The organism is Neobacillus rhizosphaerae (assembly GCF_937468385.1).
GTDB lineage: Bacteria > Bacillota > Bacilli > Bacillales > Cytobacillaceae > Neobacillus > Neobacillus rhizosphaerae.
Map to the genome: position 1 here is coordinate 266143 of NZ_CALBWS010000002.1, position 12276 is coordinate 278418.

The 12276-nt window shown below is 40.1% G+C and carries 8 protein-coding genes, 17 tRNA genes and 2 rRNA genes; 1 reads left to right on the forward strand and 26 read right to left on the reverse strand.

What is annotated here, in order from left to right:
* Positions 1-24: 24 nt before the first annotated feature.
* The 7 genes from nagB to queG all read right to left on the reverse strand — a co-directional run bounded on the left by nagB (position 25) and on the right by queG (position 8586).
* Positions 25-762 (reverse strand): glucosamine-6-phosphate deaminase, encoded by a 738-nt coding sequence (gene nagB, locus M5A78_RS04030; protein WP_248733998.1) that lies wholly within the window; start codon positions 760-762, stop codon positions 25-27.
* A complete protein-coding gene (gene nagA, locus M5A78_RS04035) occupies positions 763-1956 on the reverse strand; it encodes an N-acetylglucosamine-6-phosphate deacetylase (protein WP_248733999.1) in 1194 nt (397 codons plus the stop codon).
* 295 nt (positions 1957-2251) lie between these two features.
* Positions 2252-3418, reverse strand: coding sequence for a sporulation protein YhbH (gene yhbH, locus M5A78_RS04040; RefSeq protein ID WP_248734000.1), 1167 nt, complete (start codon positions 3416-3418; stop codon positions 2252-2254).
* A 255-nt stretch (positions 3419-3673) separates the two neighbouring features.
* Positions 3674-5569 carry a PrkA family serine protein kinase gene (locus tag M5A78_RS04045; protein ID WP_248734001.1) on the reverse strand — a complete coding sequence of 632 codons (1896 nt, stop codon included), beginning with the start codon at positions 5567-5569 and terminating at the stop codon, positions 3674-3676.
* A gap of 328 nt (positions 5570-5897) precedes the next feature.
* Positions 5898-6371, reverse strand: coding sequence for a tRNA (uridine(34)/cytosine(34)/5-carboxymethylaminomethyluridine(34)-2'-O)-methyltransferase TrmL (gene trmL, locus M5A78_RS04050; protein WP_248734002.1), 474 nt, complete (start codon positions 6369-6371; stop codon positions 5898-5900).
* Between the two features lie 124 nt (positions 6372-6495).
* Complete coding sequence (locus tag M5A78_RS04055; RefSeq protein ID WP_248734003.1) at positions 6496-7368, reverse strand: amidase domain-containing protein; 873 nt, start codon at positions 7366-7368, stop codon at positions 6496-6498.
* Between the two features lie 87 nt (positions 7369-7455).
* Positions 7456-8586 (reverse strand): tRNA epoxyqueuosine(34) reductase QueG, encoded by a 1131-nt coding sequence (queG, locus tag M5A78_RS04060; RefSeq protein WP_248734004.1) that lies wholly within the window; start codon positions 8584-8586, stop codon positions 7456-7458.
* 116 nt (positions 8587-8702) lie between these two features.
* Here queG and M5A78_RS04065 point away from each other — a divergent pair, with 116 nt between their 5' ends.
* Positions 8703-9374: a B3/B4 domain-containing protein gene (locus M5A78_RS04065; protein ID WP_248734005.1), complete on the forward strand. Its 672-nt coding sequence runs from the start codon at positions 8703-8705 to the stop codon at positions 9372-9374.
* Between the two features lie 154 nt (positions 9375-9528).
* On the opposite strand, the gene M5A78_RS04070 is transcribed toward M5A78_RS04065, so the two are convergent.
* The 19 genes from M5A78_RS04070 to M5A78_RS04160 all read right to left on the reverse strand — a co-directional run.
* A tRNA-Gly gene (locus M5A78_RS04070) sits at positions 9529-9602 on the reverse strand.
* A gap of 766 nt (positions 9603-10368) precedes the next feature.
* Positions 10369-10450: transfer RNA gene (locus tag M5A78_RS04075), tRNA-Leu, on the reverse strand.
* A 24-nt stretch (positions 10451-10474) separates the two neighbouring features.
* Positions 10475-10560 (reverse strand) — tRNA-Leu (locus M5A78_RS04080).
* Positions 10561-10604: 44 nt separating this feature from the next.
* Positions 10605-10678 (reverse strand) — tRNA-Cys (locus M5A78_RS04085).
* A gap of 8 nt (positions 10679-10686) precedes the next feature.
* Positions 10687-10761, reverse strand: a tRNA-Gly gene (locus M5A78_RS04090).
* Between the two features lie 4 nt (positions 10762-10765).
* Positions 10766-10840: transfer RNA gene (locus M5A78_RS04095), tRNA-Gln, on the reverse strand.
* A 41-nt stretch (positions 10841-10881) separates the two neighbouring features.
* Positions 10882-10957: transfer RNA gene (locus tag M5A78_RS04100), tRNA-His, on the reverse strand.
* A 15-nt stretch (positions 10958-10972) separates the two neighbouring features.
* Positions 10973-11046: transfer RNA gene (locus M5A78_RS04105), tRNA-Trp, on the reverse strand.
* A 4-nt stretch (positions 11047-11050) separates the two neighbouring features.
* Positions 11051-11135: transfer RNA gene (locus M5A78_RS04110), tRNA-Tyr, on the reverse strand.
* 28 nt (positions 11136-11163) lie between these two features.
* Positions 11164-11239 (reverse strand) — tRNA-Thr (locus M5A78_RS04115).
* Positions 11240-11287: 48 nt separating this feature from the next.
* Positions 11288-11363 (reverse strand) — tRNA-Phe (locus M5A78_RS04120).
* A 6-nt stretch (positions 11364-11369) separates the two neighbouring features.
* A tRNA-Asp gene (locus M5A78_RS04125) sits at positions 11370-11446 on the reverse strand.
* Between the two features lie 3 nt (positions 11447-11449).
* Positions 11450-11523: transfer RNA gene (locus tag M5A78_RS04130), tRNA-Met, on the reverse strand.
* 25 nt (positions 11524-11548) lie between these two features.
* A tRNA-Val gene (locus tag M5A78_RS04135) sits at positions 11549-11624 on the reverse strand.
* 4 nt (positions 11625-11628) lie between these two features.
* Positions 11629-11703, reverse strand: a tRNA-Glu gene (locus M5A78_RS04140).
* A 17-nt stretch (positions 11704-11720) separates the two neighbouring features.
* Positions 11721-11812, reverse strand: a tRNA-Ser gene (locus M5A78_RS04145).
* Between the two features lie 7 nt (positions 11813-11819).
* Positions 11820-11894 (reverse strand) — tRNA-Asn (locus tag M5A78_RS04150).
* Between the two features lie 14 nt (positions 11895-11908).
* Positions 11909-12025: ribosomal RNA gene (gene rrf / locus M5A78_RS04155) — 5S ribosomal RNA — on the reverse strand.
* Between the two features lie 129 nt (positions 12026-12154).
* A 23S ribosomal RNA gene (locus tag M5A78_RS04160) occupies positions 12155-12276 on the reverse strand; the annotation flags it as partial.

The following is a 12276-nucleotide window of genomic DNA, read 5'->3' on the forward strand; positions in this document are numbered from 1 at the left end:
CAACAGCAGATAAGCTGATAAATTTCAACTGTGAACCTTTAGGTCTGCAATTGCCGCTTTATCTGCAATAATTGTAACACATGGATGTTTTTTCAAAACAGAGGCAGGAAAATTTTCATTTATTTCTTCATTAAAAAGCTTGGACAAAGCTTCTTTTTTGGATTCACCTGAAACAAGCAATAGAATTTCTTCACTTTTCATAATGGTAGAAATCCCCATCGTAATTGCCTTTGTTGGAACTTCTTCCGGTTGATTAAAAAATCTGGCATTAGCCCTAATGGTTGAAGGTGCTAAATTGACAATATTAGTTGTGGAGTTAAAGGAAGTTCCTGGTTCATTGAATCCAATATGTCCGTTATTGCCAATCCCCAGAATTTGAAGATTAATGCCGCCATGTTTGGTAAGTAATTCTTCGTAACGATTGCATTCTTTTTGAAAATCAGTAGCGTCCCCGCGAGGAATATTGGTATTTTCCTTTTTAATATCAATATGATTAAACAATTGTTCGTTCATGAAATAGCGATAGCTATTCTTATTTTCACCTGTGAGCCCAACATACTCATCTAAATTAAATACAGTAACCCCCTGATAAGACGTCCCGTTCTTTTGATAATCCTCAATTAAAATTTTATATGTTCCAATTGGAGTTCCACCTGTTGCCAAACCGAGTGTAATAGTTGGATGATGACAAACCTTGTCAATAATATATTCGGCAGCTTTTTTACTCATTTCTTGGTAATCCTTTACTTCGATAAGCTTCATTTAGTCTTCCTCCTTCTTAAAGGCAAGCTCCCCGCGGCAAAATGTCATGAATACTTCCAAGTTTTTATCAAGAATGACGATGTCCCCGTCTTTTCCTTCGGCGAGACTTCCTTTCCTTTCAAACACATTCAGCTGTTTAGCGGGATTTACTGATGCCATTTCAATTGCATTTTCCAAAGAACAGCCTGTATAGTTAACAATATTCTTTACTGCCTGTCCTAATCTTAATATGCTCCCAGCAAGTGTCCCATCCGCTAAAACGGCCTTTCCATCCTGAACGGTAACTTCTTGACCACCAAGATCATATTTACCATTTTTCATGCATTTTGCCCGCATGGAATCTGTAATTAAAATTAGGCCATCACTTTGTTTTTGTTTGTAGGCAAGTTCTACCATTTCAGGTCTGACATGCACTCCATCCACAATAATTTCTGCTATTAATTCATCCCGTAAAAATGCTGCACCGACAATACCTGGTTCCCTGTGATGCAAACCCCTCATTTGATTAAAGAGATGGGTTACGTGATTAGCTCCAGCTTCAATTGCTTCACCTACTTCTTCATAGGTCGCATCTGAATGACCGATGGAAGCAATTATTCCATTCTCCTTTAAATAACGAATCATTTCTAATCCACCTGGACGTTCCGGGGCTAAAGTGACAAGTTTAATATTTCCGTTTGTCATCGTTTGCCACTCTTTAAACAAGGCAAGGTCTGGATCGACGATATGCTGGATAGGCTGTGCCCCTGCTCGTTTTGCATTTACAAAAGGTCCTTCAAGGTGAAGACCAAGTATTTCAGCCTTTCCTTGAGATGGCTGCTTTTCAATATATTGCGCTGCATTCTTTAATGCATTTTCAATTTGTTTTCCTTCTTGAGTCATCGTTGTCGCTAAAAAACTCGTCGTTCCCTCTTTTGGAAGGGCTGTGACCATTGTGTCTAACGCTTCCTTTGTAGCGTCCATTGTATCGGCCCCATTAACCCCATGGATGTGTACATCAATAAAGCCAGGAATCGCTTTATAGTAAGCAGGAAGTTCTATAACCTCAAATTCATCTTCATCTATTAGCTCGTCTATTGAACCGATTTCTATTATTTTTTGATCCTTTATTTTAATAAATCCATTTTTAATCATTTCTTTTTCTGAATAAACTCGGATACCCTTAAGTAAGATAGGGTTAACATGATTAATCATCACCATTACTTCCTTTCTGGTTATATCTATATTTTAGCATTATCTACTTCTAGTTGTCTATACCAATTTTTGATTGGTATCATTCATAAACACCTAAAAATAGATGTAAATTCTTATTACCTTCACAATTTTTTAGTAATTTTTTTATTTTTTGAATAAAAACCAAAAAGGTATAGACAACTATATCTATAGGAATAACGTGATGTTAATTGGCTTTTGATACGAATCCCTTCTTGCGATTATCAACGAATAGCGGTAAAAAAAACGACAAGTGTCAGTCACCTGTCGTTTTTCATTATGCATACATTGTCGTTTCTTCTTGTTGAAAAAAGCTTTTCATTGCATGGAATACATCTGCTTTTTGTTTGAGGATATAATAACGGAAATGTTCATCCTTTATGTTCTTGTAGGCTGACATTAAGGTTGAATGGCGGTTGTATTGATTTACCTCGCCATAGCCAAACATATTGGATACTTCCATTAATTCTTCTACAAGTTTCACACAGCGGGCATTATCGGATGTAAGATTATCACCGTCTGAGAAGTGGAATGGGTAAATGTTGAACTTTCGTGGACTGTATTTGGCATCAATAATTTCAAGGGCTTTGCGGTAAGCGGATGAACAAATCGTTCCACCGCTTTCTCCTTTAGAGAAGAAGTCTTCCTCTGTAACGATTTTTGCTTCAGTATGGTGGGCAATAAATTCAATTTCCACCGTTTCATACTTTGTTCTTAAAAAGCGGGTCATCCAGAAGAAAAAGCTACGGGCCATATATTTTTCCCATATCCCCATGGAACCACTTGTATCCATCATGGCAATGACAACAGCTTTCGAATCAGGTTTAACGATTTCATTCCAGGTTTTAAATTTTAAGTCATCCTTGTAAATAGGATGGAATGCCGGTTTTCCGCTCATTGCATTTCGTTTAAAAGCAGACATCATCGTTCGCTTTTTATCAATATTTCCCATTAAACCCGTTTTTCGGATATCGTTGAATTCAATGTTTTCAACCAAATGTTCTTGTTCTTCTTTTTTCTTGAGATTCGGTAGCTCTAACTGCTTAAACAATGCTTCCTCGAGCTCCATTAATGATACTTCTGCCTCAAAATAATCCTCACCGGCTTGATCCCCTGCTCCTTGGCCCTTACCGGGTGCTTTTTGTCCACTTGAACCGTCACGTGCTACTACGTCACCGACTTGGCTGTCACCGTCCCCCTGGCCCACGTGTTTGTTTTTGTCATAATTATAACGAATTTTATATTCGTCCAATGAACGAATCGGAATTTTTACCACATCTCGACCATTAGACATAATTATGCTTTCTTCTGTAATTAGATCTGGAAGATTGTTACGAATTGCCTCCTGGACTTTTTCCTGATGCCGCTGCTGGTCATCGTGGCCTTTACGGTGGAGGGACCAATCTTCTCTCGAGATGACAAATTGATGGTTGTTAACTGACAATGTAAACCCCTCCTTATCAAATTAATCTAATTCAAACCGCACACTTTATTATCAAAGACATACAATAACGCGAGTGAAAAATTTTATATAAAATATAGATTACTTTATCCTATGCAGAAACGATAAATAATTTACAAATAATTTCGACAATCGGGTTTTTGCCTAAAAAAATTGGACAAGTAAACCTTTTGAGGGAAATAGAAAAAAAGAGACTGACAGATTCGTTCTGCCAGTCCTCACTATTCTAACTCTCAATTATCTATTTAATAAGCTTCCAACATAACGCAACAATTCATTAGCGGATGTCGAGTTGTAGCCATGTTCATCAACGAGCCTGGCAACAACGTTGTTAATTTTCTTCAACTGTTGTTCATCAGGTGTTTTCGATGAAGTGGTAATCTTAACTACATCTTTTAAATCAGCAAAGAGCTTCTTCTGAATGGCCTCCCGAAGGCGGTCATGGGAGTTATAGTCAAATCGTTTGCCTTTTCTAGCAAAGGCTGAAATTCTGATTAACACCTCTTCCCTGAAGGCTTTTTTGGCGTTTTCGGAAATACCAATTTGTTCCTCAATCGATCGCATTAGTTTTTCATCTGGATTAATTTCCTCACCTGTTAACGGATCACGAAGCTTTGCTTTATTACAATAGGCTTCCACATTATCAAGGTAATTGTCCATTAATGTTTTAGCAGACTCTTCATACGAATAGACAAATGCTTTTTGGACTTCGTTCTTGGCAATATTATCATACTCTTTCCTTGCCAAAGAGATATAATTCATATAGCGTTCTCGAAGCTCGGTTGTAATTGACGGATGCTGATCGAGCCCGTCTTTAAGTGATCTTAAAACATCTAATGCATTAATAGAAGGTACTTCTTTCCTAATGATGGTGGATGAAATTCGGTTTATCACATAACGTGGGTCAATACCGCTCATGCCTTCATCAGGATATTCCTTTTTCAGTTCATCAACATCTGCCGAATTAAACCCTTCGACGTTTTCCCCGTCATAGAGACGCATTTTCTTCAGTAAATCAATATCGCCTTTTTTCGGTTCCTTTAACCGTGTTAGAATGGTAAACATCGCGGCAACCTTTAACGTATGCGGCGCAATGTGGACATCGGAGACATCACTTTCGTTAATCATCTTTTCATAGATTCTTTCTTCCTGTGACGCCTTTAGATTATATGGAATCGGCATAACAATAATTCTAGAATGGAGCGCTTCATTTTTCTTATTAGAGATAAAGGAGCGGTATTCTGTTTCGTTCGTATGGGCCACGATGAGTTCATCAGCGCTTATTAAGGCAAACCTGCCTGCTTTAAAGTTCCCCTCTTGAGTTAAAGATAGCAAATGCCAAAGAAATTTCTCATCACATTTCAACATTTCCTGGAACTCCATCATTCCCCGGTTCGCTTTATTAAGCTCCCCATCGAAGCGATATGCCCTTGGATCTGATTCAGATCCAAATTCCGCTATCGTGGAAAAATCGATACTTCCTGTTAAATCAGCAATATCTTGTGATTTTGGATCGGATGGACTAAACGTTCCAATTCCTGTTCGTTTATCTTCAGAGAAAAAGATTCTTTCCACTAATACGTCCTCAATTCGACCACCATATTCTTGTTCGAGACGCATCATGTTCAGCGGTGAAAGATTGCCTTCAATCCGAATCCCATACTCATCCTGAAAATCCTTGCGCAAATGATGTGGAATTAAGTGCAGCGGATCCTCGTGCATTGGACATCCTTTGATGGCAAAAACAGATCCACGATTATTATGTGAATAGCTTTCTAAACCTCTTTTTAACATCGTGACAAGAGTTGATTTTCCTCCGCTTACCGGACCCATTAATAATAAAATTCGCTTTCTTACGTCAAGTCTTTTAGCTGCGGGATGAAAGTACTCTTCGACTAGCCGCTCCAGTGACTCTTCTAAACCAAATAATTGATGGCTAAAGAAGTTGTATCTTTTCGTCCCCTTTTCTTCTTCAATGCCAGCATCCTTAATCATATTATAAACTCGAGAATGTGCAGATTGTGCTACCCATGGCTTTTCCCTTAACATCAGTAAATAATCAGCAAACGAGCCTTCCCAACGGAGTTTCTCCTCTTCTTCACGATACATCTCGATTTTTTTTAAAATATCCATAATGCCCTCCCCCTGTAGCTTAATCAGAGACGATTAATATAATCTATGCGCTTAGGAACTTGAACATGCGTAACCAAGAAGAGATCCTCTTTATCTTTTTTATTCCGATAAAAGAATCTTATCCTTTTCATTTTTTAAAGTTAGGCTATAATAAAACTATATGTGTAAATTGTATGACGAAGGGGGCAATACATAAAATGAACACTTTCATCGTTATTTTAGTAATGGTTGCATTCTTATCGGCAATCTTCACTGCAGGGTATAATGATAAGCCGGGATCAAGTAAATAAGTATACAAAAAAAAGCTGCCTCGGGCAGCTTTTTACGTTTATTTTAAATGTGAATAGTCTTGCTGCCTTAATGCTTCGTAAATAAGGATAGCCGCTGTATTAGATAGATTTAAGGAACGAATATTATCATTCATTGGAATCCTTAGGCTTACTTCTTTATTCTTTTCAATAACGTCTTTTGGAAGGCCGGTTGTTTCCCGTCCAAAAATAAAATAATACTCTTTGCTTGGATCACTATAATCAAATGTACTATGTGGCTTTTTTCCGAATTTCGTCAGATAGAAAAATTCACCACCAGCATTTCTTTCATAAAATTCATCTAAAGAATCATAATAGACAATATTTACAAATTGCCAATAATCCAAACCAGCTCTTTTTAACATCTTGTCATCAGTTGAAAAACCTAACGGCCGAATTAAATGTAACGTGGTATCTGTACCGGCGCAAGTCCGGGCAATGTTCCCAGTATTAGAAGGAATTTGTGGTTGATATAAAACTACATGGATTGACACGAATTTCACCTCGAATAAAAACTTTAAAAAGCAATTATACCACTCCGATTAATCCTTATAAAGAAAACTAGCCGACTGCGAAGCTCATGCTCATGCATTTTTCCTATCGGCATAGAAAGAAACATCACTCAACAATGGTATAAAACTTATATTTGATATTCGGTGTATAGGCCGAAGAATCCTCATAGGCCCAGTACCTCATCCGGCTATTGTAGGTATGGGCATTAACTAATGGCATCCCGTTGGCATCTTTGCCAGTAACAATTGTATTATGATTGAAACGGCCGTCCCCTTCAAAATCGTAGCAAATGACATCTCCCAATAACAACTGATCAGGACTGCTAACTTCCCTAGCTCGTAGGCCACTTTTAGAATTAGATAAATATGACCTTAAGGAGTTTGCCACAGCCCAGCTATAACTCCAATTGTTATTTTGATGCCACCAGCCTGTTCCCCTGTTTGGATGGCCTCTCATCGGGGCACCGCCAACATGAAGGCATTGAGAAATGAAGTTGGTACAATCCACTTCAAACTTTTTGTAGGCAGAATTATAGCTATTCCACCAGCGCTCTGCATATTGGACAGCTTTTAAACGATTATATTGATAGCTTAGCCGCTCTTCATTTTCCTCAAAGAGTGGTATCGATTGTACCTTCTGAGGTTCCTGATAATCCTTATACTTTATTTCCTCATCCATTACCAATGCCTCTTGATACAACTTTGCCAGCCTTTCTTCCACTTCTTCTTCCAAATAAAGCATACCTTTTTGTTTAATTAAATATTGATAATGGGCAAGGTATTTGACTATTTGAAACTCGCCATCGTCAGATTTCTCTATGATTTTGCCAGTTGCTTTGACTTTAACTATCTCTGCAGACCGTCTTGCCATTGTTGCTTGTTTTTTTTCAGCCTTCGGAAAAAATACCTTGTGACTTCTTTTATCAGACACAAATTGATATACCCTAGTATCAAAAAGCTCCTGAAACGATTTTTTCAAATTTCCCCCCCCTTTCATTTCATACATATGAAAGAAAGGAGATTTTAAAACAAAAAGCACAGGCGCCTTCGGAACAAGAACAGCTTGTTAACGGTAAAAATTTAATCCTTTTTCTATTTCATTAACCACTTCTTTATCCGTTTCATGCATTTGCGCTCTTTTTAGTGCTGTCAAAGCCATTTCCCCGCCAATTTTTCCAAGTGCCCAGGCAGCCGTTCCTCTCGATACAGGACTTGCTTCATTCTCTAGAATCTCAATTAAATTAGGAACTGCTGTATCATCCTTAAAATGGGCCAGTGCCATGATGGCATTCCTTTGAATCGGCTTCTTCCCCCTCCACGAACCTGCCACATAGCCAAATTTATTCTTAAACTCACGGTTGCTTAATTTTAATATGGATTTTAACAATGGTTTAGCAACTTCAGGATCTGGTTCCATTTCGTCATGGAAATGAAAGTTCTTCCCTTTATTATGCGGACAAGCCGTTTGACAGGAATCACATCCATATACACGGTTACCGATCTTATCTCTAAATTCATCTGGAATGAACCCTTTCGTTTGCGTTAAAAAAGAAATACAGTGTTGGGCATTAATTTGTCCCCCCTGAACCAAAGCACCTGTCGGACAAGCCTCCAAACACTTTGTACATGACCCACATTGATCTTCAATCGGTGTATCCGGTTCAAATGGGAGGCTAGTAATCATTTCACCAATATAAACAAAGGAGCCAAACTCCGGGGTTATAATGGCGCAATTTTTCCCGCTCCAGCCAATTCCTGCTCTTTCGGCAACTGCTCGGTCAGATAGTTCCCCAGTATCAACCATTGATTTCAGTTTTGCTTCCGGTGCCTCTGTTATTATAAACTCTTCTAGTTTTTTCAGTTTGTCCTTAAGAATATGATGATAGTCCAGCCCCCAAGAGGCCCGGCTGAATATTCCTCTTCGCTCTCCTTTTTTCCCTTCCACACGTACGTTCATTTTGGCTGGATAGGCTAGCGCGATGGAGATGATTGAACGAGGTTCAGCAAGTAATAATGAAGGTGTTACCCTTTTTTCAATGTCCGGTTCTTCAAATCCAGACTGATAGCCAAGTTCCTGTTGTCTGATTAAGCGATATTTCAATTCTGTAAATGGTTCAGCAGTTGTAAACCCGATCTTATCTATCCCAAGTTCTTTACAATAAGAGATGAGCTCTTCCTTTAATTTTCGAATATCCATATCGCAGGACCTCCTTTCATTGAGGTAATTATATTTTGATGCTTGGATTGTTTAAATTATTGATTACACATCTATTTATGATAAACTATTTTCATCTAGTTTTGGAGGTGGAATCGTTGGAAATTCAACTTTCATTGGAATTAATCGAGCTAATTCCTAGTTTAAAGCTGGGAGTTATTGAATACAAAAATATTGTCGTTGGAGCTTCTCCGCAAATGCTCAGAGGAAGACTGCAGCTTTTTCAGGAATCTATCTATTTTGATCTAGAGAATAAAAATGTTACCGACCAGCCTGGAATTAAAGAATGGCGGAACGTTTTTAAAACAATTGGTAAGGATCCAAACCGGTATCGTCATTCTGCGGAGGCATTATATAGAAGAGTTCAAAAGCAAAATTATCTATCGTCCGTTCAAAGCGCCATTGATATTAATAATTTTTTCTCTCTTCAATATCAAGTACCGATTGGAATTTACGACCGTGATCTGTTACAAGGAGCCGTGGAAATACGAGTGGGAATGGATGGCGAGGAATACATAGGATTAAACGGGAGAACAAACTCCTTAAGTCATCTTATCCTCTCTTCTGACCAGAATGGACCGTTTGGTAGCCCTTTTGTCGATTCGAACAGAACCCCCGTAACTTTTAACACTAAGAACGCCTTGCAAATCATTTATTTAAGACCATCAACTGATATAGAAAATGCGAGGAAGCTGACAGAATCTTTAATGAACATGTTTATACAATTACACGGAGGGGAAGCTTCCTTCCGAATTCTTGGATGCCAGTAAGGCATCTTTTTTTACTATAAGCTCAAGCGCACGTTTAGCCATTTCTACTCGTCAGTAATCTAGCTAAAGGTTTAAATTTCTTAATCCTTAACAATAGAAAAAACGCAATGCATCGTTCTCCTATGTAACGATACACTGCGTTAGTTAATATGTATGGAGCGGGTGATGGGAATCGAACCCACTACATCAGCTTGGAAGGCTGAGGTTTTACCAGTAAACTACACCCGCATTTAGATGAATATATGACAATTTCATGAATCAACTGACCTTTACAATAATACACACCTTTTTTACTATCGTCAAGAGGATTTGCGAATTTTGTCGAATTTTCCTGGATCGCGGTGGATTCTTTTTTGGTTACTACGTAGAACCCTTCTACATCGACTTTTGCTCTCTTTTTTCGGGCGAATACCTACGTAGAGCACTTCTACTTCGGTTTTGCTCTCTTTTTTCATGAGAATACCTACGTAGAGCCCTTCTACATCGGCTTTTGCTCTCTTTTTTCGGGCGAATACCTACGTAGAGCACTTCTACTTCGGTTTTGCTCTCTTTTTTCATGAGAATACCTACGTAGAGCCCTCCTACATCGACTTTTGCTCTCTTTTTTCGGAAGAATACCTACGTAGAGCGCTTCTACATCGGCTTTTGCTCTCTTTTTTCGGGGGAATGCCTACGTAGAGCGCTTCTACATCGGCTTTTGCTCTCTTTTTTCGGAAGAATACCTACGTAGAGCGCTTCTACATCGGCTTTTGCTCGGCTATTTTAACGGAACACCTACCTAGAACCCTTCTACTTCGGCTTTTGCTCTCTTTTTTCTGGAGAAAGCCTACGCATTTGTACGTCTTTCCATTTTAAATTACTCTCTACTTAATGGCAGGCACGCACACGATTTTATATCCAAGATATTTTTCTAAGTATCGTATTGAAAAAAAAAACGTTCCTTACAATATGTAAGAAACGTTTTTTTAATCGCATTGGCAAGCGATTGTCTAGATACCGGTGGTCGGGGTCGAACCGACACTCCTCACGGAACACGATTTTGAGTCGTGCGCGTCTGCCAATTCCGCCACACCGGCGTATTAAAATGTTAGGTAAAGCAATGCCGAGGACCGGAATCGAACCGGTACGGTAGTCACCTACCGCAGGATTTTAAGTCCTGTGCGTCTGCCAGTTCCGCCACCCCGGCGAAATCTAAATACCTATTCTTATCCATACTCAACATAAGTTTTATGGAGGCGGCAACCGGATTCGAACCGGTGGTAAAGGTTTTGCAGACCTCTGCCTTACCACTTGGCTATGCCGCCGTAAATTATGGAGCGGAAGACGGGATTCGAACCCGCGACCCCCACCTTGGCAAGGTGGTGTTCTACCACTGAACTACTTCCGCAAAATGGCTGGGCTAGCTGGATTTGAACCAACGCATGTCGCAGTCAAAGTGCGATGCCTTACCGCTTGGCTATAGCCCAAGGATACTATATATAAGTGAATCCCTTTTATAAGATTATTATGGGGCGACTGATGGGAATCGAACCCACGAATGCCTGAACCACAATCAGGTGCGTTAACCACTTCGCCACAATCGCCATAATTAAATTAATTGGCAGGGGTAGTAGGAATTGAACCCACACCAAAGGTTTTGGAGACCTTCGTTCTACCTTTAAACTATACCCCTAAAATGGTGGAGGGGGACGGATTCGAACCGCCGAACCCGGAGGGAGCGGATTTACAGTCCGCCGCGTTTAGCCACTTCGCTACCCCTCCACATATAATATACACAATTGCCAGCTTATGGTGCCGGCGAGAGGACTTGAACCCCCAACCTACTGATTACGATTCAGTTGCTCTACCAGTTGAGCTACACCGGCATACATTTTTCTAAATCTAATTTAGATTTAAAAATATTGAATCAAAAGTGGTGGCTCAGGACGGAATCGAACCGCCGACACAAGGATTTTCAGTCCTTTGCTCTACCGACTGAGCTACTGAGCCAACAAATGGCGGTCTGGACGGGACTCGAACCCGCGACCTCCTGCGTGACAGGCAGGCATTCTAACCAACTGAACTACCAGACCGAATTGCGGGGACAGGATTTGAACCTGCGACCTTCGGGTTATGAGCCCGACGAGCTACCGGACTGCTCCACCCCGCGACAATAAAAATATTTTTTTTGAAAATGGTGGAGGATGACGGGATCGAACCGCCGACCCTCTGCTTGTAAGGCAGATGCTCTCCCAGCTGAGCTAATCCTCCAAAATGGTGACCCCTACGGGATTCGAACCCGTGTTACCGCCGTGAAAGGGCGGTGTCTTAACCGCTTGACCAAGGGGCCATATCGAAAATGTTTTATGGCGGAGAGCAAGGGATTTGAACCCTTGAGACAGGGTTACCCGCCTACACGATTTCCAATCGTGCTCCTTCGGCCACTCGGACAGCTCTCCATAAAAATGGCTCCGCAGGTAGGACTCGAACCTACGACCGATCGGTTAACAGCCGATAGCTCTACCACTGAGCTACTGCGGAATAATTATATAACAGCCTGGCAACGTCCTACTCTCACAGGGGCGCCTGCCCCAACTACCATCGGCGCTGAGAAGCTTAACTTCCGTGTTCGGTATGGGAACGGGTGTGACCTTCTCGCCATTACTGCCAGACCATTTATCAGACACTTTTTTATTATAATGTCTTTTTCATATTTTTCAAGAGGAAAATTTATTTTTTTCATTCCCTCAAAACTAGATAATGTAGAAGAAGTTTTTGTAAAATCGAGTTCACCTTAAAACTTGGTTAAGTCCTCGAACGATTAGTATCAGTCAGCTCCACACGTCACCGCGCTTCCACCTCTGACCTATCAACCTGATCATCTTTCAGGGTTCTTACTAGCTTGCGCTATGGGAAATCTCAT

Excerpts from the sequence above, each read along its gene's own strand:
- nagB (WP_248733998.1), bottom strand. The coding sequence starts at position 762 with ATGAAGCTTATCGAAGTAAAGGATTACCAAGAAATGAGTAAAAAAGCT.
- nagA (WP_248733999.1), bottom strand. The coding sequence starts at position 1,956 with ATGATTAATCATGTTAACCCTATCTTACTTAAGGGTATCCGAGTTTAT.
- M5A78_RS04045 (WP_248734001.1), bottom strand. The coding sequence starts at position 5,569 with ATGGATATTTTAAAAAAAATCGAGATGTATCGTGAAGAAGAGGAGAAA.
- queG (WP_248734004.1), bottom strand. The coding sequence starts at position 8,586 with ATGGATATTCGAAAATTAAAGGAAGAGCTCATCTCTTATTGTAAAGAA.